Source organism: Kitasatospora hibisci, from assembly GCF_043950205.1.
In the GTDB taxonomy this organism is placed as follows: Bacteria; Actinomycetota; Actinomycetes; order Streptomycetales; family Streptomycetaceae; genus Kitasatospora; species Kitasatospora hibisci.
In genome coordinates this window covers 2,866,056-2,891,031 of record NZ_CP171642.1, presented here as the reverse complement: position 1 = coordinate 2,891,031, position 24,976 = coordinate 2,866,056, and the positions used below count along the sequence as shown (strand labels likewise).

Here is a 24,976-nt window from a genome sequence, read left to right as displayed (position 1 = left end):
TGCACCGGCGACACCGGTCCGTAAGCCGAGGTGCCCCGGCGCCCCGTCGCCGGGACGGGGTGCCGGGGCTGCCGACCTGCGGTTTCCGCCTAGCGCAGGCGGGCGAGGAGGGCGTGTTCGACGAGGGTGATGAGGGCGCTCTTGGCGCTGTCCCGTCGACGGGCGTCGAGGGTGACGATGGGGGTGTCGGGGCCGAGTTGGAGGGCTTCCCGGACCTCGTCGGGGGTGTGGGGCTGGTGGCCGTCGAAGCCGTTGAGGGCGACGACGAAGGGCAGTCCGCTGTTCTCGAAGTAGTCGAGGGCGGGGAAGCAGTCGGCGAGGCGTCGGGTGTCGACGAGGACGACGGCTCCGATGGCGCCTCGGACGAGGTCGTCCCACATGAACCAGAAGCGGTCCTGTCCGGGGGTGCCGAACAGGTAGAGGATGAGGTCCTCGTCGAGGGTGATGCGGCCGAAGTCCATGGCGACGGTGGTGGTCGTCTTGCCGGAGACCTGGCTGATGTCGTCGATGCCGGCGGAGGCGCTGGTCATGACGGCTTCGGTGCGCAGCGGGTTGATCTCGGAGACGGCGCCGACGAGCGTGGTCTTGCCGACACCGAAGCCGCCGGCGACGACGATCTTCGCCGAGGTCGTGGCGCGGGTGGCTCCGTTAGAGCTTGCGAAGTCCACTGAGGACCCTTTCGAGCAGCGTGACGTCGGGCGTTCCGCCCGACTCGCCCGCGGCGGCGGGCTGGTGGATGGCGACGAGACCGGCCTCGGCCAGGTCGGCAACGAGGATGCGGGCCACACCGAGCGGCACGCCGGCCAGTGCGGAGATCTCCGCGATGGACTTGACCTCACGGCAGAGGTTCACGATCCGAGCGTGCTCGGGCAGCAGGCCGCCGGACCGCTCGGCCGAGCCGGTCGTCGAGATCAGCGCCTCGATGGCGAGCTGGTACCGGGGCCGCGTGCGGCCACCGGTCATCGCGTACGGGCGGACCAGCGGCTGCTGCTCGTAGCCGTCGGACTGCTGCCCGCCGTAGCCGCTGCCGTACCCGTTGCCGTACGGGCCGGCGGGTGTCGAAGGCGGGGTCATGGGTCCTCCTAGTGCTGCAGCCTTGGGCAGCCGGTTCCAGCTGGGTGGTGCCAGCTGAGGCGAAATCAGCTGCCTGAGGGTAGCTGAGGGTGAGGCGCCGGGTCCGGTCGGGTCAGACCCGGCGGGGAGGTGGGACGGGTGGTGTCGCCGCGCAGGCCTCAGTGCAGGAGACTGCCCTGGAGCTCTGCGCGGAGTGCGGGGGTGAGGACGGCGCCGGCGCGGTCGACGAGCAGGGCCATCTCGTAGCCGACGAGGCCGATGTCGCTGTCCGGGGAGGCCAGCACGGCGAGGGCGGAGCCGTCGCTGATGGCCATCAGGAACAGGAAGCCGCGCTCCATCTCGACGACGGTCTGGTTGACCTCGCCGCCCTCGAAGATCCGGCTCGCGCCGGAGGTGAGGGAGGTGAGGCCGGAGGCGACCGCGGCGAGCTGGTCGGCGCGGTCGCGTGGGAATCCCTCGGACATGCACAGCAGGAGGCCGTCCGCGGAGACCACCACCGTGTGCGACACCCCGGGGGTGTTGTCCACGAAATTGGTGATCAGCCAGTTCAGGTTCTGTGCGGCCTGGCTCATCTGATTCAACTTCAACGCTCCTGATGATCTGCGCCGTTGCCGTCGGTCCGGCCACCGAAACTATCGAACCCGGGCTGCTGGGCACCATGGTGGAAGCCAGGGTTTCCCTGGCCGGAGGTCTGCTCCGCACCGGCCCGGCGGCCCTGCTGGATGCCGCGGCGCAGGTTGGTGAGCCGGCCGCGCACCTCCTCGGGCGCACGGGACACCTGGGGGCCGGTCATCGGCGACGCCTCGGCGGTGCCGGAGACCAGGTTGGCCTGCGGGGTCCGCCGCGGGAGGCCGGACATGGTGACCCCGCTGGTCGAGGGCTCGCGGACCTGTTCGGCCCGGCGCCAGCGCTCGTCGTTGGCGGACGGGCGCCACGGAGCCTCGCCGGCCTGGCCCTGCTGGCCCTGCTGGGCCTGCTGGGCCTGCTGGTCCTCGAAGCCCGGAGCGGTGGTCCCCGGCCGGCGCGGCTGGTAGTGCTGCCCACGGCCCTGCGCGGCCTCGCCCGGCTGGCCCTGCTGCGGCTGGGGCCGGGCCTGGTCCGGAGACTCGAAGCCCGGGGCACCGCCCTGCGAGGGACCGGTCGGCAGCGCCATCGGCTCCTGGCGGACCGGCTCCTGGCGGACCGGCTCCGGACGGGCCGGGTTCGGCACGTCCGGCAGCACCGGCTCGACCAGGCCGAGGCCGAGCGGGTCGCGCGGGTCGATCTCACTGGCCTCGAAGCGCGGCCGGGCGAACTGCGCGGTGCTCTCCATCGCGGACTCGGCCGCCGGAAGCGGCTGGGCCTGCTGGGCCGGGAGCTGCGGCGGCTGGGCCTGCTGCGGCTGCTGGGGCTGGGCCTGCTGGGCCGGGAGCTGCTGGGGGCGTCCCTGCTGCTGCGGACCCGGGCGCTGCGGCCGGCGAGGACCCTGCGGGGCCTGGCCGCCGGGGCCCTGCGGGGCCTGGCCGGGACGGCCGCGCTGCGGCAGGCCGTCCTGCGGGCGGTTGCCCGGACGGGCGGCGCCCTGCGGCCCACCCGGACGACCCGACTGGTCGGCCCAGCCGTGCTGGGGCTGCTCGCCGGTCCGGGGGCCCGGACCGGGCTGCTGCTGGCCGCGGCGGGGCAGGCCGCCGGGCGCACCCGGCGCACCGGGGCCGCCCTGCGGCGGGCCCTGGCGGCCAGGGGTGCGCTGCGGCAGACCGCCCTGCTGGTTCTGCTGCTGGTTCTGCTGCTGGTTCTGCTGGGGGTTCCGCTGGGGCGCCCGGCCCGGCGGGACCGTCGGGTTGTCGCGCAGCGCCTTGCCGACCTGTCGGGTCGGCAGACCGCCGTTGCGCCCGCCCTGGCCCGCACCCGGGCCGCCCGGCGCATCGGGACCGCCCTGGCCGAGCTGCGGACGGCCCTGCGGGGCGCCGCCCGCCGGACCCTGGCCGAGCGCGGCCTGGCCGCCGCCCGGGCCACCGGGCATCTGGCGCTGCTGGCGCGGCGTCGGGGCGACCCCGCGCTGCTGCTTGGCCTGCGCCGGGCCGGGGCGGCCGGGGGCACGGCGGTCGGCGGAGTTGGTCACGTCCACCGGGAGCATGACCAGCGCGGTGGTGCCGCCGGAGTCGCTGGGGCGCAGCTGGATCCGGATGCCGTGGCGGAGCGAGAGGCGACCGACCACGAAGAGGCCCATGCGGCGGGAGACCGAGACGTCCACCGTCGGCGGGTTGGCGAGGCGCTCGTTGATCTCGGAGAGGTCGTCGGGGCTGAGGCCGATACCGGTGTCGTGGATCTCGACCAGCACCCGGCCGTCCGGCAGGGCGTGGCCGGTGACCCGGACGCGGGTCTGCGGGCTGGAGAACGAGGTCGCGTTCTCCAGCAGCTCGGCGAGCAGGTGGACGAGGTCGTTGACGACGCGGCCGGCGACCTCGGCCGACGGCACCGAGGCGAGCTCGATGCGCTCGTACTGCTCCACCTCGGAGGCGGCGGCGCGGAGCACGTCGACCAGCGGAACGGGTCGGGTCCAGCGGCGGCCCGGGTCCTCACCGGCGAGGACGAGGAGGTTTTCGCCGTTGCGGCGCATGCGGGTCGCGAGGTGGTCGAGCTTGAAGAGGTTGGCCAGCTGGTCCGGGTCGGCCTCGCGGCTCTCCAGCTCGGAGATGAGCGACAGCTGGCGCTGGATGAGGCCCTGGCTGCGGCGCGACAGGTTGGTGAACATCGCGTTGATGTTGCCGCGGAGGAGGGCCTGCTCGGCGGCGAGGCGGACGGCCTCGCTGTGCACCATGTCGAACGCGTGCGCCACGTGGCCGATCTCGTCCGTGGAGTCGACGGCCACGGGTTCGACGGTGACGTCGACGTCGTGCGGGTCGCTCTCGGAGAGCGTCTTGACCAGCTCGGGCAGTCGCCGCTCGGCGACGTCCTCGGCCGCGGCCTGGAGGCGGGTCAGCGAGCGCACCATCGAGCGGGCGATGACGGCGGCGCCACCGAGGGCGACGAGCAGCACCAGGGCGACGGCGGCACCGGTGATCAGGGCCTCGGTGTCGGCCGCGGCCTGCAGGTCCTGGGCCTTACCGTCGAGGTCCTCGATCAGCTTCGCCTCGATCCGGCGCTCGGCCGTGATCTTGGCGGTGATCTTCTCGTACCAGTCCTTGTAGCTGACCGGCTCGGTCTGGTGGATACCGCTCTGCTGGAGGATCGAGCGCGCGTAGCGGTCGGCGTCGGCGACGACGTTGTTGTAGCTGAGCTGGCCGCGCAGGTTGTCCAGGTCGTGCGAGGTGTAGATGTTGTTGAACCCGGTGAGCGCGTTGTCGTAGGACGTGCGCAGGCGGATACCGAACGACTCGTCGCTCAGGCTGAGGTCCGGGTTCTTGGGGTTCGCGAGCGCGGCGCTGATCAGCGCGCGCTGCTGCGAGGTGACGTTCTTGGCCAGCGAGAACTGCTGGAGTGCGCGGGTGGCGCGCACCAGGTCGCGGTTGTTGGACGCGAGCGCGATGTCCTGGGAGATCGCCAGCAGGTCGCGGATGATCACGTCGTAGGCGGTGATCGTGGCCTGGATGTTCTGGTTGTTCTGGTACGGGTTGCCGCGCGCGTCGGAGATCGAGTTCAGGTCACGGCGGATCTGGAACAGCAGGGCCTTACCGCCGGAGAGTTCGAGGTTCTCGAACTTGTCCGAGGAGGCCGTGAAGGTGCGGTTCAGGTCGTCGGTGATCTTGCGGGCGTTGACGATGTCGTCGTCGAGCGGCGCGTTCGGGTCGTGGGTGATCGGTCCGGCGCTGACGTCGCGCTCGTTCTGCAGGGCGTCGGCGAGGCTGGTCGCCTTCTTGGCCAGGTCGGAGAGGTTGGCCATCTGGGCGAGCTGCTGCGAGGCCTCAAGCGAGGTCTGGATGCGCAGGCCACCGAGGACGAGCGCGACCAGCACGGGGAGGGTGAGCAGGGCGATCAGGCGGGTGCGGATCCGCCAGTTGCGCATCGCCAGTCGGCTCACACCGGTGGCGCGCCGCCGGGTGAGGGTCTTGCGCAGCTTGTCCCGGGCGGACTTCCGGTCGTCCCGGCTGTCGTCGGGGCGGCCGCCCACTTCTGGCGCCGGCTCGGCCGGGCCACCGAGCGCCGCCGCCTGCTGGGGGGCTGCCACAGGCTCACGCGACTCCGGGTCACCCGCGGCGCCGCTACCCCTTTTGAAACGTCCCTGCACTGGCGTCGCAACCTCTGGACCGGGCGTCCCGCCGCGTCGCCGCGGCCTGGACGGTGTGGAGTTTCCATCCGCTCCCCGGCCGGTCCGGGAGAGCGGGTCACCGGGGTGGACTGCTCCCTACCCACGGTCCGTGGCATTCCAGCACAGCCGGGGAATCCCAACAAGGGCCGCCAGGGTGCGCGCGGCGGCGCTACCGACCGCGCGCACGATTTCACAGACTGTGCGGTAACCGGACCGGAATACCACCTTTTTCGGACACTCGACGCATACATGCCAAGTTGGCCCTAGATCAACAGGGCGAGCAGACCTTCCCGAATGTCCGGAATGTGCATTATGTCGGCGAAACCTGATGCGGCGACATGTCGGATATTTGAGAATTGATTTCCAATTTGTGAGCAAAATCACAGGCCAATGTGTAGCTTTGGTCACGGTGGCTGTGGAATGAGATCCGTAACCTGGCTGTATCCGGAGCACGGCCTCGATTCAGCCTGCCCGCAATCCCCCGAACCACTCAGGCCGGTGCCGATCCGTAGCGGTGCGCCGGTCGCGACCCCGAGGTGCTGACGCGATGTCCCAGGCGAAGAAGGCCGCCACCAAGTCCACGCTGTCCTGCCGCTCGACGGCGAACCCGCGCCGGACCACGCTGGCCTCGGTCGAGGACTTCAGCAAGATCCCGGGTGCCCGCAAGTCCGAGGACGTGGTGACCTACGGCATCGAGCTGCCGTCGAGCACCGCCAACCCGCGTCGCACCAAGCTGATGGTCGCCCCGGTCGTCGCCGTCCCGCAGGACTGAACCCGGCCGGCCCGCGAGGGCCGAACCCACCCGCGTCCCAGGGCGCCGTGGCCGCACCTGTTCCGGTGCCGCGACGGCGCCCTCGGTCGTCCTCGGCCGCAACCCGCGCTGAACAGGGGCAAAGCGGACGGCGAGGGGCCCGCGCGATAGCCTGGACGACGATTGACGGGGCCGCGCCCACCAAGGGCGGGGCGCCCACCAGCGCCCGGGCGCGCCCCGGGCGGCCGACGAAGCGAGGGGTAGCCCAGCCGTGCGCATTGCCAGGTTTTCCGTCCGGGAGGGGAGTCCTGCCGCCGGCAGCGTCTCCTTCGGCGTGGTCGAGGGCGATCCCGCCCGGCCCGAGTCTCTGGTCGTCCACGCGCTGGCCGGCCACCCGTTCGGTCAGCCCCAGCCGACCGGCGAGAGCTACCGCCTCCAGGACGTCCGGCTGCTCAGCCCGATGCTGCCCAACAAGATCGTGGCGGTGGGCCGCAACTACGCGGCGCACGCGGCGGAGCTCGGCAACGACGTCCCCGACGTCCCGCTGACCTTCTTCAAGCCGTCCACCGCGGTGATCGGCCCGACCGAGTCGATCGCCTACCCGCCGTTCTCCTCGGACGTCCACCACGAGGCCGAACTGGCCGTGGTGATCGGCCGGATGTGCCGCGAGGTGCCGCTGGACCGGGTGTCCGAGGTGATCCTCGGTTACACCTGCGCCAACGACGTCACCGCACGCGACGTCCAGCAGCGCGAGGGCCAGTGGGCCCGGGCCAAGGGCTTCGACACGGCGTGCCCGCTCGGCCCGTGGATCGAGACCGACCTCGACCCGGCCGACCTCGCCGTCACCTGCACCGTCAACGGCGAGCTGCGGCAGACCGGACGCACCTCCCTGATGATCCGCTCGGTGGCCGAGCTGATCGTCCACGTCTCCGAGGCCATGACGCTGCTGCCCGGCGACGTCATCCTCACCGGCACACCCGCTGGGGTGGGCCCGCTCAACGTCGGCGACGAGGTCGCCGTCTCCATCGAAGGCATCGGCACTCTCACCAACAAGGTGATCAAGCGTGGCTAACACTGACCCGAGCGTTCGGGTTCGCTTCTGTCCCTCCCCGACCGGGAACCCGCACGTGGGCCTGGTCCGCACCGCCCTCTTCAACTGGGCCTTCGCCCGCCACAACGGCGGCACGCTGGTCTTCCGGATCGAGGACACGGACTCCGCCCGCGACTCCGAGGAGTCGTACGACCAGCTGCTCGACGCCATGCGCTGGCTCGGCTTCGACTGGGACGAGGGTCCGGAGATCGGCGGTCCGCACGCGCCGTACCGGCAGTCGCAGCGGATGGGCATCTACGCCGACGTCGCGCGCCGTCTGCACGAGGCCGGTCACGCCTACCACTGCTACTGCTCCACCGAGGAGCTGGACGCCCGCCGCGAGGCCGCCCGCGCGGCCGGCAAGCCGTCCGGCTACGACGGCCACTGCCGGAACCTGACGGACGACCAGGTCGCCGTCTACAAGCTGGAGAAGCGCGAGCCGATCCTGCGCTTCCGGATGCCCGACCGCACCATCGCCTTCGACGACCTGGTGCGCGGCACGCTCACCTTCGAGCCGGAGAACGTGCCCGACTACGGCATCGTCCGGGCCAACGGCGCGCCGCTCTACACCCTGGTCAACCCGGTCGACGACGCGCTGATGGGCATCACCCACGTGCTCCGCGGCGAGGACCTGCTCTCCTCCACCCCGCGCCAGATCGCGCTCTACGCGGCGCTCGCCGAGATCGGCGTCGGCAACGGCACCACCCCGCGCTTCGGCCACCTGCCGTACGTGATGGGCGAGGGCAACAAGAAGCTCTCCAAGCGCGACCCGCAGGCCTCGCTCAACCTCTACCGCGAGCGCGGCTTCATTCCCGAGGGCCTGCTCAACTACCTGTCGCTGCTGGGCTGGTCGCTCTCCGCCGAGGATGACGTCTTCAGCACGGAGCAGCTGGTCGCGGCGTTCGACATCGCGGATGTGAACGCCAACCCGGCCCGCTTCGACCTGAAGAAGTGCGAGCACATCAACGCCGAGCACGTGCGCAGGCTCGCGCCCGAGGAGTTCGTCCGCCGCCTGGTGCCGTACCTGCAGGCCCCCGGTCTGCTGCCGGCCGAGCCGAGCGCCGAGCAGCTGGAGCTGCTGGCCAAGGTGGCGCCGCTCACCCAGGAGCGGATGGTCGTGCTCAGCGAGATCGTGAACATGGCCGGCTTCCTCTTCGTCGACCCGGCGGACTTCGCGGTCGACCCGGACGACGCGGCCAAGGTGCTCACCGCCGACGCCCGCCCGGTGCTGGAGGCCAGCATCAAGGCGCTGGAGTCGCTGGCGGACTTCGCCCCGGAGCCGATCCAGGCCGCGCTCCGCGAGGCCCTGGTGGACGGCCTGGGCATCAAGCCCAAGTTCGCCTTCACGCCGCTGCGGGTGGCCGTCACCGGCCGCAGGGTCTCGCCCCCGCTGTTCGAGTCGATGGAACTGCTCGGGCGCCCCGAGACGCTGCGCCGGCTGGGCGCCGCCCTGGCGGCCGTCCCGGCTGCCTGAGGCCCCTCCGCGGACGGCTGCGGGCCGGGTTCCGACCTGGTCCGCAGCCGCCCCGGCCACGGCCTGGGGTTATCGATTTTGGAGCCAGGCCAGACGTCGGGTAATGTTCTTTCTGCGCCGCCCGGGAGGGAACGGACGAGGGAGCGAAACCCCCGCCGGTTCCGAACGAGAGGCGCAACGCCTGAGCGGGGCCCGACGAGGGTTCAACTCTGGTGGGGTATGGTGTAATTGGCAGCACGAGTGATTCTGGTTCATTTAGTCTAGGTTCGAGTCCTGGTACCCCAGCGCAGTACCCTGAAGTACGAGCAGTGCGAGCAGGACAACTGAAGATCAAGCCCCCGTTGTGTAGCGGCCTAGCACGCTGCCCTCTCACGGCAGTAGCGCCGGTTCGAATCCGGTCGGGGGTACTGATCCCGCAAGGGATCGCCAGGAAGCCCCCGTTGTGTAGCGGCCTAGCACGCTGCCCTCTCACGGCAGTAGCGCCGGTTCGAATCCGGTCGGGGGTACTGATCCCGCAAGGGATCGCCAGGAAGCCCCCGTTGTGTAGCGGCCTAGCACGCTGCCCTCTCACGGCAGTAGCGCCGGTTCGAATCCGGTCGGGGGTACCAGAGCGGAAGCCGGTGGTTGTCGTCTTCTAGGAGACGCGCCCATCGGCTGAATGCTTTGTTGGGGTATGGTGTAATTGGCAGCACGAGTGATTCTGGTTCATTTAGTCTAGGTTCGAGTCCTGGTACCCCAGCCAGAGAAATGCAGGCCCCGGTGATCCGGGGCCTTTCGCATTTCCGGGTATTCCTGCGGAAAGGGTCCGCGCACGGTGTGCGCGGACCCTTTCGGCCGGTTCGGCGGCTCAGCCGCGGCGCAGGGCCTCGGTGAGCCGGTTGGCGGCCTCGATGATGGCCTGGGCGTGCAGCCGGCCCGGGTGGCGGGTCAGGCGCTCGATCGGGCCGGAGACGGAGACGGCGGCCACCACCCGGTTGGAGGGGCCGCGCACGGGCGCGGAGACGGATGCGACGCCCGGCTCGCGCTCGCCGATGGACTGTGCCCAGCCCCGTCGCCGGACGCCGCTCAGCGCGGTGGCGGTGAATCGGGCGCCCTGGAGGCCGCGGTGGAGCCGCTCGGGCTCCTCCCAGGCGAGCAGGACCTGGGCGGCCGAGCCCGCCTTCATCGGCAGGGTGCTGCCGACCGGGACGGTGTCCCGCAGGCCGGAGAGCCGCTCGGCGGCGGCTACGCAGATCCGCATCTCGCCCTGCCGGCGGTAGAGCTGTGCGCTCTCGCCGGTGACGTCGCGCAGGTGGGTCAGGACCGGGCCCGCGGTGGCGAGCAGCCGGTCCTCACCCGCCGCGGCGGAGAGTTCGGAGAGACGGGGGCCGAGGATGAACCGGCCCTGCATGTCTCTGGTGACCAGTCGGTGGTGTTCGAGTGCGACGGCGAGTCTGTGGGCCGTGGGCCGCGCCAGACCGGTGGCGGCGACCAGCCCCGCCAACGTGGCGGGGCCCGACTCCAGTGCGCTCAGCACCAGAGCGGCCTTGTCGAGAACGCCGACGCCGCTAGAGTTGTCCATGCCCTAAGACTGCAGTCTCATTCCGCGAGACGCAAGTTCAATCCTCCGCGAAAAGCGCCACTCTGGATGCAGCAGCCCGGGAGACATCCAGGATGCGACCTCGACAGAGTGTCCGCATCGTGGACACCGATCCGGCGTGCAGGTCGCGCGACGCGAGCCTTCACAGGGCGGCGAAAGCACTGACCCGACGACACGAGAAGGCCGGCAACGCGGCCGGCTGGAGGGAATCCGATGGGACGGACACTCGCAGAGAAGGTCTGGGACGACCACGTCGTGCGGCGCGCCGAGGGCGAGCCCGACCTGCTCTTCATCGACCTGCACCTGCTCCACGAGGTGACCAGCCCGCAGGCCTTCGACGGTCTCCGGCTGGCCGGGCGAAAGGTCCGCCGCACCGACCTCACCATCGCCACCGAGGACCACAACACCCCGACCCTCGACATCGACAAGCCGATCGCCGACCCGGTCTCCAAGGTCCAGCTGGAGACGCTGCGCCGCAACGCCGCCGAGTTCGGCGTCCGGATCCACTCGCTGGGCGACGTCGAGCAGGGCGTCGTGCACGTGGTCGGCCCGCAGCTGGGCCTGACCCAGCCCGGCACGACCGTGGTCTGCGGCGACTCCCACACCTCCACCCACGGCGCCTTCGGAGCCCTCGCGTTCGGCATCGGCACCAGCCAGGTCGAGCACGTGCTGGCCACTCAGACGCTGCCGCTCGCGCCGTTCAGGACGATGGCGATCACCGTCGAGGGCGAGCTGCCCGAGGGCGTGACCGCCAAGGACCTGATCCTGGCGATCATCGCGCGGATCGGCACCGGCGGCGGCCAGGGCTACGTCCTGGAGTACCGCGGCTCGGCCATCCGCAGCCTCTCCATGGAGGCCCGGATGACCGTCTGCAACATGTCGATCGAGGCGGGCGCCCGGGCCGGCATGATCGCCCCCGACCAGACCACGTTCGACTACCTGGAGGGCCGTCCGCACGCCCCGAAGGGTGAGGACTGGGACGCCGCGGTGGCGTACTGGAAGACCCTGGTCACCGACGAGGACGCGGTCTTCGACCACGAGATCTTCATCGACGCGAACGAGCTGACGCCGTTCGTCACCTGGGGCACCAACCCGGGCCAGGGCGCGCCGCTCGGCTCGTCCGTGCCGGACCCGGCCTCCTTCGCCGACCCGCAGGAGCGGATCGCCGCCGAGAACGCCCTGGCCTACATGGGCCTGGAGGCCGGTACCCCGCTGCGCGGGGTCGCGGTCGACGCCGTCTTCGTCGGCTCCTGCACCAACGGCCGGATCGAGGACCTGCGCGCCGCCGCGGCGATCCTGGACGGCCGCCGGATCGCCGACGGCGTGCGGATGCTGGTCGTACCGGGCTCGGTGCGGGTCGCCCTGCAGGCCGTCGAGGAGGGCCTGGACAAGGTCTTCACCGCCGCGGGCGCCGAGTGGCGCCACGCAGGCTGCTCGATGTGCCTGGGCATGAACCCCGACCAGCTGGCGCCCGGCGAGCGCTGCGCCTCCACCTCGAACCGCAACTTCGAGGGCCGCCAGGGCAAGGGCGGCCGCACCCACCTGGTCTCCCCGCAGGTCGCCGCCGCGACCGCCGTCCTGGGCCGACTGGCCGCGCCCGCCGATCTCTCGTCCGACGTCGCTGTGGAGGCCTGAGCAGCATGGAGAAGTTCACCACCCACACGGGTCGCGCCGTTCCGCTGCGCCGCAGCAACGTCGACACCGACCAGATCATCCCGGCCCACTGGCTGAAGAAGGTCACCCGTTCCGGTTTCGAGGACGGCCTGTTCGAGGCCTGGCGCAAGGACGACTCGTTCATCCTCAACCGGCCCGAGCGGCAGGGCGCCACGGTGCTGGTGGCCGGCCCCGAATTCGGCACCGGCTCCTCCCGCGAGCACGCCGTCTGGGCGCTGCAGAACTACGGCTTCCACGCCGTGATCTCGACCCGGTTCGCCGACATCTTCCGCGGCAACTCCCTGAAGAACGGCCTGCTCACGGTGGTTCTGCCGCAGGACGTCGTGGAGCGGCTCTGGGAGCTCACCGAGGCCGACCCGACCGCCGAGATCACGGTGGACCTGGAGGCCCGCGAGGTGCGCGCGGAGGGCGTCACGGCCTCTTTCGAGCTGGACGACAACGTCCGCTGGCGGCTGCTGAACGGCCTGGACGACATCAGCATCACCCTCCAGAACGAGGCCGACATCGCCGCCTTCGAGGCGACCCGGCCGGCCTTCAAACCGCGTACGCTGCCAGCGGCCTGAGCCGCGTCGGAGAACAGGCATTCTGACGTTCTGCCGGATGGCCCGCCTCCCCTCGGGGGGGCGGGCCATCCGCCGTTCCGGCCCCGGAGTTAGCCACTCCGGCCCACTGCCGATTGCCGATTTGGCAATGGCGCACAGGGGCCCGCGCAAGCACAACTGCGGGTAGATGGCACAATCAGTACATGCACCGGCACCATGAACCTCCGTACGCGGGCGGCGAACCCGCGTCACCGGAGTCCACGGGCCGGGGAGCCGAACGCCGAATTGACGATCGGCCGGACGCCGCCACCTCACCTGCTGAGGGGCTGGACGACCCGGAAGTCGCAGCGCTCTACGCGCTTGTGGCCGAGCGGTTGAAGCAAGCTCACGCCCGCGTGCATGCGCTGAACGTGTCTGCCGATGCAAAGACCGCTCTCACCCGACAACTCCTGATCGTCACCGAGACCGCCAAGCGCGATCTTCCGGAGGCGGCAAGGCGGTTGAGTCGCTTTGTCCAGGGCCTCGACGACGGGCGCCCGCCCGTCGTCTGAGGTCGCCGACGCGCAAATCCATTGCGACACTAGGGTGATTCGCGCGTTTGGTAATTGAAAGTCCGCAGATACATACCTAACGTGCGAAATGAACGGATGGAATCATCCGGCGCCCGTTTCCGAAGGGGAAGACGTGAACAAGGCTCAGCTTGTCGAAGCGGTGGCCGAGCAGCTGGGCGGTCGCAAGGCTGCCGCAGAGGCCGTCGACGCAGTGCTCGACACCATGGTCCGCGCCGTCGTGGCCGGCGACCGGGTGTCGGTCACCGGTTTCGGCACCTTTGAGAAGGTGGAGCGCTCCGCGCGCTTCGCCCGCAACCCGCAGACCGGCGAGAAGGTCAAGGTCAAGAAGACCTCGGTGCCCCGCTTCCGTCCCGGCCAGGGCTTCAAGGACCTGGTCAGCGGCAGCAAGAAGCTGCCGAAGGAAGGCCCCTCGGTGAAGAAGGCCCCCAAGGGCTCCCTCACCCCGGGCAAGAGCGGCGTCGCCGCGACCCCGGCCGCCAAGCGCGCCGCCAGCAAGCGTGCCGCCGCCGCGACCCCGGCCGCCGCCAAGAAGACCACGGCCGCTGCCAAGAAGACGGCGACCACCGCCGCCGCCAAGAAGACCACCGCGGCCGCCGCCAAGAAGGCGACCGCCGCCAAGAAGGCCACCACGGCCGCGGCGAAGAAGACCACCGCGACCGCCGCCAAGAAGACCACGGCCGCTGCCAAGAAGACGGCGACCACCGCCGCCGCCAAGAAGACCACCGCGGCCGCCGCCAAGAAGGCGACCGCCACGGCCAAGAAGACGGCTCCGGCGAAGAAGACCGCCACCCGCAAGACCACCGCGCGCAAGACCACCGCGAAGTAGGTCCGCGGACGGCTTTCCTGAGCCGTGGCGCACCCCTCCCGGAGCTCCGGGGGCGGGCCGCCACGGCTCTTCGCTTTCCGGGCGCGGCCGGGCGCGGCCGGGCGTGGCGGGGCGTGGCGGGGCGTGACGGGGGTGTCGGGCGTTCGGGCACCGCACCGCGGAACGGCGCTGCCCGGGCCGGCCCGCCACGGGAAGTGCGACAAGGGCGGCGGTGCGGCGGGCGCGCGGGGGTGTGACAGGGGCGCGCGGCGGCGCCGATGCGCCTCTTTGGTTGGCGCACCTCTTCAGCGCCCGCTGTCGGACGGCCCGCTGTCGGACGGCCCTGTGCCGGCCGGACCCGGAGGTCGCCCGAGGCGTCAGGCCTCGGCCGGGTCGGGGAAGGTCTGCAGCGTCACGAAGACGACCCGGCGGGCCTCGCCGGTGCCCTCGGTGCGGATCCGCACCCGCTGGCCGGGGCGCAGCAGCCGCAGGCCGCCGGCGTCGAAGGCGGCCGCGTCGAACGGCACCGGGGTCCCGTCGTCGAGCAGCACGGAGCCGGCCCGGGTGGCGGGGTCGAAGGTGAACGCGGTGGCCTGCATGGCAGCAGCATAGCGAGCGCTGCGGCCCGGCCCCGGAGCCGTCTCAGCGCTGCCCGGTGGGCGGGGCGGGGGAGTAGCCGAGCCGGGCCGACAGGGCTGCGGTGTGCGGGCCGACGCCGAGCGCGAGGGCCTCGCCGAGGTCGGCTCCGGTGTCGACGTCCCGGCGCACCGAATCCACGCCGGCCAGGCGGAGTTCACGGGCGCCGCCGGCCGCGTGGCGCTCCCGGGAGCCGTCGCCGAACGCGGGCGCGAGCGGGCTGCCCGGGGCGCAGGCCAGCAGCGTGGTGCCCAGGCCGGGGGTGTCCGCGAGGAACGCCCGGCCGGTCGGCGGCACCTCGGCCAGCACCCGGGCCAGTTCGGTCGGGCGCAGGGCCGGCAGGTCGGCCGAGAGCGTGGCCAGCGGCGCGTGCGGGGCCAGTGCCAGCGCGGCCGCCGCGCCGTGCGCCAGGGCCTGGTTGAGCCCGCCCCCGGGTTCGTCGGCGACCACCGCGGCACCGAGCGCGGCGAGCCGGGCGCCGGCCGCCGCGTCCCGGGTGACGACCAGGACCCGGGCCACGCCGGGTGTGGCCAGCGCGGCTGCGACGGTGTCCAGGGCGAAGCAGAGCGCGAGGTCCGCGCGGTGCTCTCCGGCGAAGGGCGCGAGCCGGGTCTTCGCCAGGGCCGGTGGCTTGAGCGGCAGTACCAGCGACCAGTCGGAGGCGGGTGCGGGGGGCGCGACGGCCCCGGTGGGGCGTACGGTGTCCTGGGTCATCGGCGTCATTGTGGCGCCGGTCCCGGAACCCTCGCCAGGCCGTCCGAGCTGTACGGACGTGCGTTTGGTCACGCCCGCCGGAGGTGCTGGCGGGCTTGCTCGACAGCCGGTCGGCGGTGGGGCGAGACTGTTCCGCGCCCGCGCCCGCGCCCCGCACCGGGGCCCGCGGGCGGCGAGAGAACCTGCGGCACCCCGGGTGCCGCACCGGATGAGGAGGACCTGGGGTGGCCCGCCGCTCGTACGCCAGCTTCGGCAACGCCGACTACGGCATCTGGTACCGCTTCGCGGCCGTGCTGGTGAAGCCGGTGACGACCGCGCTGGTGAAGCCCGACTGGCGGGGCTGGGAGCACCTCCCGAAGGAGGGCGGCTTCATCGCCGCGGTCAACCACAACTCGATCATCGACCCGGTGGTGTACGCGCACTGGCAGTACAACAGCGGGCGACCGCCGCGGATCCTCGGCAAGTCCTCGCTGTTCTCGATCCCGTTCATCGGTTTCATGCTGCGCAAGACCGGCCAGATCCCGGTGTTCCGCGAGTCGACCGACGCCGCGCAGGCGTTCCGGGCCGCGATCGACGCGGTGAACAGGGGCCAGTGCGTGCAGTTCTACCCGGAGGGCACGCTCACCCGGGACCCGGACCTGTGGCCGATGACCGGCAAGAGCGGGGTGGCCCGGGTGGCGCTGATGACCGGTGCGCCGGTGATCCCGGTGGCGCACTGGGGCGCGCACGAGATCATCCCGCCGTACGGCAAGGGCGGCGCCGGCAAGGGGAAGTTCAACCTCTTCCCGCGCCACCGGGTGACCGTGGCGGCCGGGCCGGCGGTGGACCTGAGCAGGTACCAGGGCCAGGAGCTGACCCCGCAGGTGCTCAAGGACGCCACCGAGGACATCATGGAGGCCATCACCACCGTCCTCGCCGGCATCCGCGGCGAGGAGCCGCCGGCCGAGCGCTACGACATGCGCGCGGCGGCCCGGCACCGGGCCGAGGCGGCCGCCGCCGAGCGGCAGCGCGCGGCCGGCAAGCGCGGCAACGGTGACGAGGAGGCCGGCAAGTGACCCGCTGTGCCGTGTTCGGGACGGGCTCCTGGGGGACGGCGTTCGCGCTGGTCCTCGCCGACGCCGGCTGCGAGGTGGTGCTCTGGGGCCGCCGCAAGGAGCTGGTCGACGCCGTCAACACCACCCGGGTGAACCCGGACTACCTGCCGCAGGTGTCGCTGCCGGACTCGGTCCGGGCCACCACGGACGCCGCCGAGGCGCTGGCCGGAGCGGACTTCGCGGTGCTCGCCGTGCCCTCGCAGACGCTGCGGGAGAACCTGGGCGCCTGGGCCCCGCTGATCGAGCCGCAGACCGTGCTGGTGAGCCTGATGAAGGGCATCGAACTCGGCACCGCCAAGCGGATGAGCGAGGTCATCGCCGAGGTCGCCGGGGTCGGGCCGGAGCGGGTCGCGGTGGTCAGCGGCCCCAACCTGGCCCGCGAGATCGCCAACCGGCAGCCCGCGGCGAGCGTGGTGGCCTGCGCCGACGAGGCGGTCGCCAAGCGGCTCCAGGCGGCCTGCCACACGCCGTACTTCCGCCCGTACACCAACACCGACGTGGTCGGCTGCGAGCTGGGCGGCGCGGTGAAGAACGTGATCGGCCTGGCGGTCGGCATGGCCGACGGCATGGGCCTGGGCGACAACACCAAGGCGACGCTGATCACCCGCGGCCTGGCCGAGACCACCCGGCTGGGGCTGGCGCTGGGCGCCGACCCGTACACCTTCGCCGGGCTCGCCGGCATGGGCGACCTGGTGGCGACCTGTTCCTCGCCGCTCTCCCGCAACCACACCTTCGGCACCAACCTGGGCCGGGGGATGTCGCTGGCGGAGACCATCGCCGCCACCCGGCAGACCGCGGAGGGCGTGAAGTCCTGCGAGTCCGTGCTCGACCTGGCCCGGCGCAACGGCGTTGACATGCCGATCGTCGAGGCCGTCGTGGACGTCGTGCACAACGGGCGTCCCACCCAGGAGGCGCTGCAGGCGCTGATGTCCCGCTCGGCCAAGGCCGAGCGGCACTGATACCGCCTCCACCGGTCGGGGCCGTACCGGTCCGGGCCGCACCGGTACGAACGGCACCGGTTCGAACGGCAACGGTGGCGGCCGGGGCGCCGGCCGCCACCGGGGCGTCGGAGGCGCTTCCCGGGCGGTCCGTCGCCCGCCCGGCGGTGCCCCGGGGCGGCTGACTTTCCGGAAACACCTCGCACGGTAGTCTCGAACGCGATATGAGCATCGAACAGACCTCCCCGAACCCGTCCGCGAAGCCGCGTGTTGCGCTGGTCTTCGGCGGGCGCAGCTCCGAGCACGCCATCTCGGTGTCCACCGCGGGCAGCGTGCTCAGGGCGATCGACCGCGAGAAGTACGACGTGCTGCCGATCGGCATCACCCACGAGGGCCGCTGGGCGCTGGTGAGCGACGAGCCGTCCCGGATGGCCATCACCGACGGACGGCTGCCGGACGTCGCCCACGTCGCCGAGGCCGTCGAGGGCCAGGTGTCCCTGCCGGTCGCCCCGGGCAGCCGTGAGGTGGTCCTCAGCGAGCCGGGGACCGCCCCCAAGGTGCTCGGCGAGGTCGACGTGGTGTTCCCGCTGCTGCACGGCCCCTGGGGCGAGGACGGCACCCTCCAGGGCCTGCTGGAGCTCTCCGGCGTGCCGTACGTCGGCAACGGCGTGCTCGCCAGCGCGGTCGGCATGGACAAGGAGTTCACCAAGCGGATCCTGGCCTCGCACGGCCTGGGCGTCGGCCGGTACACCATCGTCCGCCCGCGCGACTGGGAGACCGCGGCCGGCCGGGACGCGGTGCGCGAGCGTGCCGCCGGGCTGGGCCTGCCGCTGTTCGTGAAGCCCTGCCGGGCCGGTTCCAGCATCGGCATCACCAAGGTCAAGGACCTCGCCGACCTCGACGCCGCGATCGAGGAGGCCCGCCGGCACGACCCCAAGCTGATCATCGAGGCGGGCGTGGCCGGCCGCGAGATCGAGTGCGGCGTGCTGGAGTTCGAGGACGGCCTGCGCGCCAGCGTGCCGGGCGAGGTCCTGGTCGGCGGCGGCTACGAGTTCTACGACTTCGAGGCCAAGTACATCGACTCCTCCGAGGTGCGGATCCCGGCGGACCTGACCGCCGAGGAGACCGCGGAGATCCGCCGCCAGGCGATCGCCGCGTTCGAGGCGCTCGGCTGCGAGGGCCTGGCCCGCGTCGACTTCTTCCTGCTGGAGGACGGCAGCTGGATGGTCAACGAGGTCAACACCATGCCCGGCTTCACCCCGATCTCGGCCTACCCGAAGATGTGGGAGGCCACCGGGCTGGCCTACCCGGAGCTGATCGACCGGCTGCTGCAGGCGGCGCTGCGCCGCTCGACCGGCCTGCGGTAGCCCGCGCACGACGACGAGGGCGGGCCGGGAGCTGCTCCCGGCCCGCCCTCCGTCGGTGCCGCTGCTGCGGGGAACGCCCGCTGCGGGGTCTCCGCCGCTACGGGATGTTCGCCTTCACCGCTGCGCTGAGCGCGGCGACCGGGTCGAACGGGTTGGCGAAGGCCCCGCCGGGGACGGTCACCTCGACGTACGCCTTGCGCATGGTCGAGGTGAACCGGTAGCCACCGTCGTCGAGCTTCTGCGGCCACCAGGTGACGTCGTCGATGGTGGGGGAGTAGTCCTTGGCGGCCTCGCCGTTCAGCTGCTCCGGGCGGTCCACGCCGCAGCGCAGCACGATGCGCGGAGAACCGGCCCACGCGGCCACGTACGGCGAGGCCGGCGACGGGTCCTTTCGGGCGTGGCCGAGCAGTTCCTGCGGCAGCGCGGTGGCCAGGTCCCGGCAGTAGCCGGCCGCCTTGGGGGTCGGTTCCGGCACCTCGATCCGCTCCGCGGACCAACTGCCGAGCAGCACCACGACCGTGCAGGTCAGCGCGACCGGCAGCGCCAGCCAGCGGATCGGGGCCGGCAGCGCTGCCAGGAAGCCGGGCACTCGGAGTTCTTTGGGCACCCGCCGATGGTAGCCGGGCCTTACAGGTGGACCACCGGACAGGTGAGGGTGCGGGTGATGCCCTCGATCTGCTGCACCTTGGCCACGACCAGGCGGCCCAGCGCGTCGACGGTCTCGGCCTCGGCCCTGACGATCACGTCGTAGGGGCCGGTCACGTCCTCGGCCTGGAGGACTCCGGCGATCTTGGTGATCGCGTCGGCCACCGCGGTGGCCTTTCCGACCTCGGTCTGGATCAGGATGTATGCCTGTACCACGGAAGGACCTCCCGGCGGCTGGGTACGGGGATCTGCGCCGTGATCGCCCGGTCAGGCGTCGGGGGTGGAACGGGCTCACCGGCAGTCTGATCACCACGCTACCGCGCGGGGCCCCGGGGAGGGAGACCTCTGCGCCGTCGGAGGGCGTACGCTGCGCGCGGGGGGAGCGCGTACCGCAGGAGTTCTTATTTCAAACGCGAGAGGACGGCAGATGCAGGGGACCGTGGGCGAGCTCGGCGAGTTCGGCCTCATCAGGGAGCTGACCGCCCGGGTACCGCTCACCGCCGCGGTCGACCTCGGCCCGGGCGACGACGCCGCCGTGGTGAAGGCGCCGGACGGCCGGGTGGTGGCCACCACGGACGTGCTGATCGAGAACCGGCACTTCCGCCGCGACTGGTCGACCGCCTACGACGTGGGCCGCAAGGCCGCCGCACAGAACCTCGCCGACGTGGCGGCGATGGGCGCGGTGCCGACCGCGATACTGCTCGGCCTGGTCGCCCCGGCCGACCTGCCGACCACCTGGGCCACCGAACTGATGGACGGCCTGCGGGACGAGTGCCAGGTGGCCGGCGCGACGGTGGTCGGCGGTGACGTGGTGCGCGGGGACGTCATCACGCTGGCCATCACGGCGCTCGGGGATCTCCAGGGGCGTGCGCCCGTGACGCGCGCTGGGGCGAAGGTGGGCGACGTGGTCGCGGTCACCGGCTGGCTGGGCTGGTCCGCCGCCGGACTGACCGTGCTGCAGCGCGGCTTCCGCTCGCCGCGTGCCTTCGTCGAGGCGCACCGCCGGCCCGAGCCGCCGTACCACGCGGGACCGGCCGCGGCCGAGTTGGGCGCCACCGCGATGGTCGACGTGAGCGACGGGCTGGTGGCCGACCTCGGCCACGTCGCGCGCGCCAGCGGGGTGGACATCGACCTGCGCGCCGCGGACTTCGACGTGCCGGCGCAGATGGCCGACATCGGCCAGGCCGTCGGCGTGGACCCGCTGGTCTGGGTACTGTCCGGCGGTGAGGACCACGCGATCGTGGCGGCCTTCCCGCGCGGTGTCCAACTCCCCGCCCGCTGGCGGGTGGTGGGCGAGGTGACGGCCCCGGCGCGGGCGGCCCGCGGCGGCCGGGTGACGGTGGACGGCGAGGCCTGGGACCGGGTCGGCGGCTGGGACCACTTCGCGGAGTGACCGCGCCGTTCGCCGAGTGGCCCGGCCGGCGGGGCGGTTGAGGCCCCGCCGGGTGCCCCGGGTCGCTCCGTCGGCCGGACCCGCGGTCCCACGGGCTCCCCGGCGCACGTCCCCGGCGCGTGGTGCAACGCCGCGCGCCCATCCCCTGGGCGAAGCGCCCGGCCGCGGCCGGGGCCGGCGCGTACGCTGGCGGTGAACCGAGCCCGCCCGCCCGTCCGGTGCGGGTGGTCCGAACCACTGCGGAGCGGGAGAGTCCACCCATCATGCGCATCGGTGTCCTGACCAGCGGCGGCGACTGCCCGGGCCTCAACGCCGTGATCCGCTCCGTGGTGCACCGCGGCACGGATGTGCACGGTGACGAGATCGTCGGCATCGAGGACGGCTTCCTCGGCCTGATCGAGGGCCGCACCCGCCCGGTCTCGCACGACGACGTCACCGGTCTGCTGACGCTGGGCGGCACCATCCTCGGCTCGGCCCGGGTCCAGCGCGACCGGATCGCCTGGGCGGTGGACAACGCACGGACCCTCGCCCGGGACGTCGGCATCGACGCGCTGATCACGATCGGCGGCGAGGGCACGCTGACCGCCGCGAAGATGTTCAGCGACGCCGGACTGCCGGTGGTCGGGGTGCCGAAGACCATCGACAACGACATCGACGCCACCGACGTCACCTTCGGCTTCGACACCGCGGTGCACGTCGCGACCGAGGCGATCGACCGGCTGAAGACCACCGCCGAGTCCCACCAGCGCGTCATGGTCGTGGAGCTGATGGGCCGCCACACCGGCTGGATCACCCTGACCGCCGGGATGGCGGGGGGCGCGCACGGCATCCTGATCCCGGAGAAGCCCTTCGACATCGAGGCGGTGGCCCGGATGGTCGAGGACCGGTTCTCCCGCGGCAAGAAGTTCGCCATCATCGCCGTCGCGGAGGGTGCGGCGCCGTTGCCGGGGACGCTGCGCTTCGACCACGGCGCGGTCGACCAGTACGGCCACCAGACCTTCGGCGGGATCGGCAACCGGCTCGCCCACGAGCTGGAGGACCTGCTCGGCAAGGAGGCCCGCCCGGTCATCCTCGGTCACACCCAGCGCGGGGGCACCCCCACCGCCCGCGACCGGGTGCTCGCCACCCGGTTCGGCTGGCACGCGGTCGAGGCCGTCCACCAGGGCGCGTTCGGCCACTTCACCGCGCTGCGCCGCAACGAGATCCGGCTGGTGCCGGTGGGGGACGCGGTCACCCGCCTCAAGACGGTGCCGAAGGACCGCTGGGCGGAATCGGAGGCCGTGCTCTGAGCGGCCGGGGGTAGGTTGGGCCCATGGTTTCGACTGCACCCCCCCGCGTCCTCACGGTGGCCGGATCCGACTCCGGCGGCGGCGCCGGCATCCAGGCCGACCTGAAGGCCATGCTCGCCCTCGGCGTCCACGGCATGAGCGTGATCACCGCCGTCACCGCACAGAACTCGCTCGGCGTCCAGGGCTACTGGGAGCTGCCGGCCGAGGCCGTCCGGGCGCAGTTCCGCAGTGTGGTGGACGACATCGGCGTGCAGGCGGTGAAGACCGGGATGCTCGCCTCGATCGAGCTGGTCGAGACCGTCTCCGAGCTGCTCGCCGGGGTGGACGCCCCGGTGGTGGTCGACCCGGTCGGCGTCTCCAAGCACGGTGACGCGCTGCTCGCCGCCGAGGCGGTGGCCACCGTCCGGGAGCGGCTGCTGCCGGTCGCCACCCTCGCCACGCCGAACCTCCACGAAGTGACGCAGCTCACCGGCCGGACCGTCGAGCACGAGGGCCAGATGCTGGACGCGGCCAAGGCGCTGCTCGACCTCGGGCCGCGCTGGGTCCTGGTGAAGGGCGGCCACCTGGAGGGTGAGGCGGCGGACCTGCTCTACGGCGGCGCGGGGGAGGAGCACTGGTACCGCGCGCCCCGGTACGACAACCGGCACACCCACGGCACGGGCTGCACGCTGGCCAGCTCGGTCGCGGCCGGGCTCGCCAAGGGCGAGTCGCTGCCGGAGGCGGTGGCCTCCGCGAAGGAGTACGTCACCGGCGCGATCGCCGGCGGCTTCGCGCTCGGTGCGGGGATCGGCCCGGTGGACCACGCCTGGCGCTGGCGCTGAACGGCGGTGGGCGGGCCCCAGGGCCCGCCCACCCGGGCGCGGCGGCTCGCCGTCGCGGCCCGGCGGGCGGACCCGGCACGGGACGGGCGGCCCGGAAAGACAGGAAGCCGGTCCATCCGAGGATGAACCGGCTTACTGGAGGACCGGCGTACCGGTCTGCGCGTCAGCGCGAGACCTTACCGGCCTTGATGCACGAGGTGCAGACGTTGAGCCGCTTCGGCGTCCGCCCAACCACAGCGCGCACCGTCTGGATGTTGGGGTTCCAACGACGGGAGGTGCGGCGGTGAGAGTGGGAGATGCTGTTGCCGAAGCCCGGCCCCTTGCCGCAGACGTCGCAGTTGGCAGCCACAGGAGTCACTCCAAGACTTCAGATCACTTACATTCGAAACCCCGCAGGACCAGCGGAGCACTCACGTGAACCGAGCCGGACCGAGGGGTGAGCCCGGACTGTTCCAGGCAACCGGAAGAGCATACAACGCTTGCTCCCGTTCAACGAAACTACCACGATCCGGCAGCTGATCGCTCCGCTCGCCGCCCCCGGCGCCGCCCTCCGGCCCCCGATAACCTGCCAGGTATCACCCCTCGCCGTTCACCCTCAGGCCATCGCGGCGTCCCATCCGGAGGAGACCTGGTGCTGCACACGCTCGACGCCCCGGCCGTGCGCAGCTGGTGCCAGCTGGCCCTGCGTGCACTCGGCCAGGCCCGCGAGGAGATCGACGCACTCAACGTCTACCCCGTCCCGGACGGCGACACCGGCACCAACCTCTACCTGACCGTGGAGTCCGCCGCCGCCGAGGTGGAGAGCCGCTTCGCCGACCCCGCCGCCGGCCCGCCGCCGGGGCTGGCCGAGACGGTCCGGGCGATGGCCCGCGGCGCGCTGATCGGCGCGCGCGGCAACTCCGGCGTGATCCTGGCCCAGTGGCTGCGCGGCGCCGCCGAGACGCTCGCCGAGGGCGGCGGCGCCGACCGGCTGCGCGCCGCGCTCCAGCGGGCCGCCGACTCCGCGTACCAGGCCGTCGCCGAACCGGTCGAGGGCACGCTGCTGACCGTCGCCCGGGTCGCCGCCCGGGAGGCCGTCCGGGCCGGAGGCGGGCTCGCCCAGGTCGCCGACACCGCCCACCGGGCCGCCCGGGACGCGTTGCGGCACACCCCGGAGCAACTCGCCGTCCTGGCCGAGGCCGGGGTGGTGGACGCCGGCGGGCGCGGTCTGGTCGCCGTCCTCGGCGCGCTCGCCGACGCCGTCGCCGGACACCAGCCGATGGGCCCGGTCGCGCTGCGCGGGGACGTCCGGGTCGAGCGGTGCGAGACGCACCTGAGGCCTCCTGGCCCAGGCCACCCCGCCTTCGAGGTCATCTACCTGCTGGACGCCCCCGACGACGCGCTGCCCGCGCTGCGCGAGACGCTCGGCGGGCTCGGCGACTCCCTGGTGGTCGGCGGCGGCGACGGCCTCTGGAACGTCCACGTGCACGTGGACGACGCGGGCGCCGCCGTCGAGGCCGGGGTCCGGGCCGGGCGGCCGCACCAGATCCGGATCACCCACTTCGCCGAGGCCGCCGCCCGCTCCGGCACCGCCGCCGACCGGGGCGAGCGCGAGGAGCGCACGCGCGCGGTGCTCTCGGTGGTCTCCGGCAGCGGGCTGGCCGAGCTCTGCGAGCAGTCCGGCGCGGTCGTCCTGCACGCCGATCCGGACCGCCCGCCGGCCAGCGCCGAACTGGCCGCCGCGGTCCGCCGGGCCGGCGCCAGGGAGGTCGTGCTGCTGCTCAACGACCCCGAGCTGCGGGCCGCCGCCGGCGCCGCCGCCGACCAGCTGCGCGAGGAGGGCGTGCGGATCGCCGTGCTGCCCACCCGCTCGCCGGTCCAGGGTCTGGCCGCGCTCGCCGTGCACGAGGCCGGGCGGCGCTTCGACGAGGACGTGGTCGCCATGACCTCGGCCGCCGGCGCCACCCGGTACGCCGAACTCGCCGTCGCCGAGGGGGAGTCCTGGACGATGGCCGGGGTCTGCCAGGCCGGTGACGTGCTCGGCCTGATCGACGGCGACGTGGCGCTGATCGGCGCGGACCTCGCCGAGGTCGGCAGCAGCGTGCTGGACCGGATGCTCGGCGCCGGCGGCGAACTGGTCACCCTGGTGCTCGGCGGGGACGTGCCCGACGGGCTCGCCGAGACGCTGGTCGCGCACGCCCGCCACCGGCGGCCGGAGGTCGACGCGGTGGTGTTCCACGGCGGGCCGGAGTCGGCGCCGGTGCTCATCGGGGTCGAGTGACCGCGGACCGGCCGGGGGCGGGCGCGGATC

General features: G+C 72.7%; 23 protein-coding genes, 5 tRNA genes and 1 pseudogene. 19 read left to right on the top strand and 10 right to left on the bottom strand.

Annotated features, from left to right (window positions below):
* Positions 1–89: 89 nt before the first annotated feature.
* From ACF9IK_RS12290 to ACF9IK_RS12275, 4 genes are all read right to left on the bottom strand, one after another.
* The gene (locus ACF9IK_RS12290) at positions 90–668 is read right to left on the bottom strand and encodes a GTP-binding protein (RefSeq protein ID WP_238951343.1); all 579 of its coding nucleotides are present in this window, start codon (positions 666–668) and stop codon (positions 90–92) included.
* On the bottom strand, positions 649–1,074 hold the full coding sequence (locus ACF9IK_RS12285) for a DUF742 domain-containing protein (protein ID WP_329924275.1): 426 nt from the start codon (positions 1,072–1,074) through the stop codon (positions 649–651). Before ACF9IK_RS12285 ends, ACF9IK_RS12290 begins: the two co-directional genes overlap by 20 nt.
* 158 nt (positions 1,075–1,232) lie before the next feature.
* The gene (locus ACF9IK_RS12280) at positions 1,233–1,646 is read right to left on the bottom strand and encodes a roadblock/LC7 domain-containing protein (RefSeq protein WP_097236138.1); all 414 of its coding nucleotides are present in this window, start codon (positions 1,644–1,646) and stop codon (positions 1,233–1,235) included.
* 11 nt (positions 1,647–1,657) lie between these two features.
* Positions 1,658–5,059: a nitrate- and nitrite sensing domain-containing protein gene (locus ACF9IK_RS12275; RefSeq protein WP_428846383.1), complete on the bottom strand. Its 3,402-nt coding sequence runs from the start codon at positions 5,057–5,059 to the stop codon at positions 1,658–1,660.
* A 790-nt stretch (positions 5,060–5,849) separates the two neighbouring features.
* Between ACF9IK_RS12275 and ACF9IK_RS12270 the strand changes: the two genes are divergently transcribed.
* The 8 genes from ACF9IK_RS12270 to ACF9IK_RS12235 all read left to right on the top strand — a co-directional run bounded on the left by ACF9IK_RS12270 (position 5,850) and on the right by ACF9IK_RS12235 (position 9,359).
* Complete coding sequence (locus tag ACF9IK_RS12270) at positions 5,850–6,074, top strand: hypothetical protein (protein ID WP_395294258.1); 225 nt, start codon at positions 5,850–5,852, stop codon at positions 6,072–6,074.
* Between the two features lie 250 nt (positions 6,075–6,324).
* Positions 6,325–7,125, top strand: coding sequence for a fumarylacetoacetate hydrolase family protein (locus ACF9IK_RS12265; protein ID WP_395294257.1), 801 nt, complete (start codon positions 6,325–6,327; stop codon positions 7,123–7,125).
* Positions 7,118–8,617, top strand: a complete 1,500-nt coding sequence (gene gltX / locus ACF9IK_RS12260; RefSeq protein WP_395294256.1) for a glutamate--tRNA ligase — start codon at positions 7,118–7,120, stop codon at positions 8,615–8,617. Before ACF9IK_RS12265 ends, gltX begins: the two co-directional genes overlap by 8 nt.
* A gap of 213 nt (positions 8,618–8,830) precedes the next feature.
* Positions 8,831–8,902 (top strand) — tRNA-Gln (locus ACF9IK_RS12255).
* Positions 8,903–8,951: 49 nt separating this feature from the next.
* Positions 8,952–9,024 (top strand) — tRNA-Glu (locus ACF9IK_RS12250).
* A 26-nt stretch (positions 9,025–9,050) separates the two neighbouring features.
* A tRNA-Glu gene (locus ACF9IK_RS12245) sits at positions 9,051–9,123 on the top strand.
* A 26-nt stretch (positions 9,124–9,149) separates the two neighbouring features.
* A tRNA-Glu gene (locus ACF9IK_RS12240) sits at positions 9,150–9,225 on the top strand.
* Positions 9,226–9,284: 59 nt separating this feature from the next.
* Positions 9,285–9,359, top strand: a tRNA-Gln gene (locus tag ACF9IK_RS12235).
* Positions 9,360–9,464: 105 nt separating this feature from the next.
* On the opposite strand, the gene ndgR is transcribed toward ACF9IK_RS12235, so the two are convergent.
* On the bottom strand, positions 9,465–10,178 hold the full coding sequence (ndgR, locus tag ACF9IK_RS12230; RefSeq protein ID WP_148642806.1) for an IclR family transcriptional regulator NdgR: 714 nt from the start codon (positions 10,176–10,178) through the stop codon (positions 9,465–9,467).
* Between the two features lie 231 nt (positions 10,179–10,409).
* On the opposite strand from ndgR, the gene leuC reads away from it, so the two are divergent.
* From leuC to ACF9IK_RS12210, 4 genes are all read left to right on the top strand, one after another.
* Positions 10,410–11,831 (top strand): 3-isopropylmalate dehydratase large subunit, encoded by a 1,422-nt coding sequence (leuC, locus tag ACF9IK_RS12225; protein ID WP_395294255.1) that lies wholly within the window; start codon positions 10,410–10,412, stop codon positions 11,829–11,831.
* A 5-nt stretch (positions 11,832–11,836) separates the two neighbouring features.
* Positions 11,837–12,433 carry a 3-isopropylmalate dehydratase small subunit gene (leuD, locus tag ACF9IK_RS12220; protein WP_395294254.1) on the top strand — a complete coding sequence of 199 codons (597 nt, stop codon included), beginning with the start codon at positions 11,837–11,839 and terminating at the stop codon, positions 12,431–12,433.
* Between the two features lie 182 nt (positions 12,434–12,615).
* On the top strand, positions 12,616–12,963 hold the full coding sequence (locus ACF9IK_RS12215; protein WP_395294253.1) for a hypothetical protein: 348 nt from the start codon (positions 12,616–12,618) through the stop codon (positions 12,961–12,963).
* A 133-nt stretch (positions 12,964–13,096) separates the two neighbouring features.
* Complete coding sequence (locus ACF9IK_RS12210) at positions 13,097–13,810, top strand: HU family DNA-binding protein (protein ID WP_395294252.1); 714 nt, start codon at positions 13,097–13,099, stop codon at positions 13,808–13,810.
* Positions 13,811–14,166: 356 nt separating this feature from the next.
* On the opposite strand, the gene ACF9IK_RS12205 is transcribed toward ACF9IK_RS12210, so the two are convergent.
* Both ACF9IK_RS12205 and cofC read right to left on the bottom strand, forming a co-directional pair.
* Positions 14,167–14,388 (bottom strand): hypothetical protein, encoded by a 222-nt coding sequence (locus ACF9IK_RS12205; protein WP_392883854.1) that lies wholly within the window; start codon positions 14,386–14,388, stop codon positions 14,167–14,169.
* Positions 14,389–14,431: 43 nt separating this feature from the next.
* Positions 14,432–15,139 (bottom strand): 2-phospho-L-lactate guanylyltransferase, encoded by a 708-nt coding sequence (gene cofC / locus ACF9IK_RS12200; protein ID WP_395294251.1) that lies wholly within the window; start codon positions 15,137–15,139, stop codon positions 14,432–14,434.
* Between the two features lie 224 nt (positions 15,140–15,363).
* Between cofC and ACF9IK_RS12195 the strand changes: the two genes are divergently transcribed.
* The 3 genes from ACF9IK_RS12195 to ACF9IK_RS12185 all read left to right on the top strand — a co-directional run bounded on the left by ACF9IK_RS12195 (position 15,364) and on the right by ACF9IK_RS12185 (position 18,538).
* The gene (locus tag ACF9IK_RS12195) at positions 15,364–16,194 is read left to right on the top strand and encodes a lysophospholipid acyltransferase family protein (protein ID WP_395294250.1); all 831 of its coding nucleotides are present in this window, start codon (positions 15,364–15,366) and stop codon (positions 16,192–16,194) included.
* Positions 16,191–17,192, top strand: a complete 1,002-nt coding sequence (locus ACF9IK_RS12190; RefSeq protein WP_395294249.1) for an NAD(P)H-dependent glycerol-3-phosphate dehydrogenase — start codon at positions 16,191–16,193, stop codon at positions 17,190–17,192. The genes ACF9IK_RS12195 and ACF9IK_RS12190 overlap by 4 nt, the downstream gene beginning before the upstream one ends.
* A 203-nt stretch (positions 17,193–17,395) precedes the next feature.
* On the top strand, positions 17,396–18,538 hold the full coding sequence (locus tag ACF9IK_RS12185; RefSeq protein WP_395294248.1) for a D-alanine--D-alanine ligase family protein: 1,143 nt from the start codon (positions 17,396–17,398) through the stop codon (positions 18,536–18,538).
* Positions 18,539–18,635: 97 nt separating this feature from the next.
* Here the strand turns inward: ACF9IK_RS12185 and ACF9IK_RS12180 are convergent, their stop codons facing one another.
* Together ACF9IK_RS12180 and ACF9IK_RS12175 are read right to left on the bottom strand one after the other, a co-directional pair.
* Entirely contained in the window at positions 18,636–19,145 is a 510-nt protein-coding gene (locus ACF9IK_RS12180; RefSeq protein WP_395294247.1) for a DUF3515 domain-containing protein, read from the bottom strand.
* Positions 19,146–19,165: 20 nt separating this feature from the next.
* Positions 19,166–19,399: an Lrp/AsnC family transcriptional regulator gene (locus tag ACF9IK_RS12175; protein WP_395294246.1), complete on the bottom strand. Its 234-nt coding sequence runs from the start codon at positions 19,397–19,399 to the stop codon at positions 19,166–19,168.
* 211 nt (positions 19,400–19,610) lie between these two features.
* On the opposite strand from ACF9IK_RS12175, the gene ACF9IK_RS12170 reads away from it, so the two are divergent.
* From ACF9IK_RS12170 to thiD, 3 genes are all read left to right on the top strand, one after another.
* A complete protein-coding gene (locus tag ACF9IK_RS12170; protein ID WP_395294245.1) occupies positions 19,611–20,576 on the top strand; it encodes a thiamine-phosphate kinase in 966 nt (321 codons plus the stop codon).
* A 263-nt stretch (positions 20,577–20,839) separates the two neighbouring features.
* A complete protein-coding gene (locus ACF9IK_RS12165) occupies positions 20,840–21,865 on the top strand; it encodes a 6-phosphofructokinase (RefSeq protein ID WP_395294244.1) in 1,026 nt (341 codons plus the stop codon).
* Between the two features lie 23 nt (positions 21,866–21,888).
* Positions 21,889–22,686 (top strand): bifunctional hydroxymethylpyrimidine kinase/phosphomethylpyrimidine kinase, encoded by a 798-nt coding sequence (thiD, locus tag ACF9IK_RS12160; protein ID WP_395294243.1) that lies wholly within the window; start codon positions 21,889–21,891, stop codon positions 22,684–22,686.
* A gap of 238 nt (positions 22,687–22,924) precedes the next feature.
* On the opposite strand, the pseudogene rpmB reads toward thiD, so the two are convergent.
* Positions 22,925–23,035, bottom strand: a pseudogene (rpmB, locus tag ACF9IK_RS37035) (50S ribosomal protein L28); the annotation flags it as partial.
* Positions 23,036–23,317: 282 nt separating this feature from the next.
* Between rpmB and ACF9IK_RS12150 the strand changes: the two are divergent.
* Positions 23,318–24,946: a DAK2 domain-containing protein gene (locus tag ACF9IK_RS12150; RefSeq protein WP_395294242.1), complete on the top strand. Its 1,629-nt coding sequence runs from the start codon at positions 23,318–23,320 to the stop codon at positions 24,944–24,946.
* Positions 24,947–24,976: the final 30 nt, after the last annotated feature.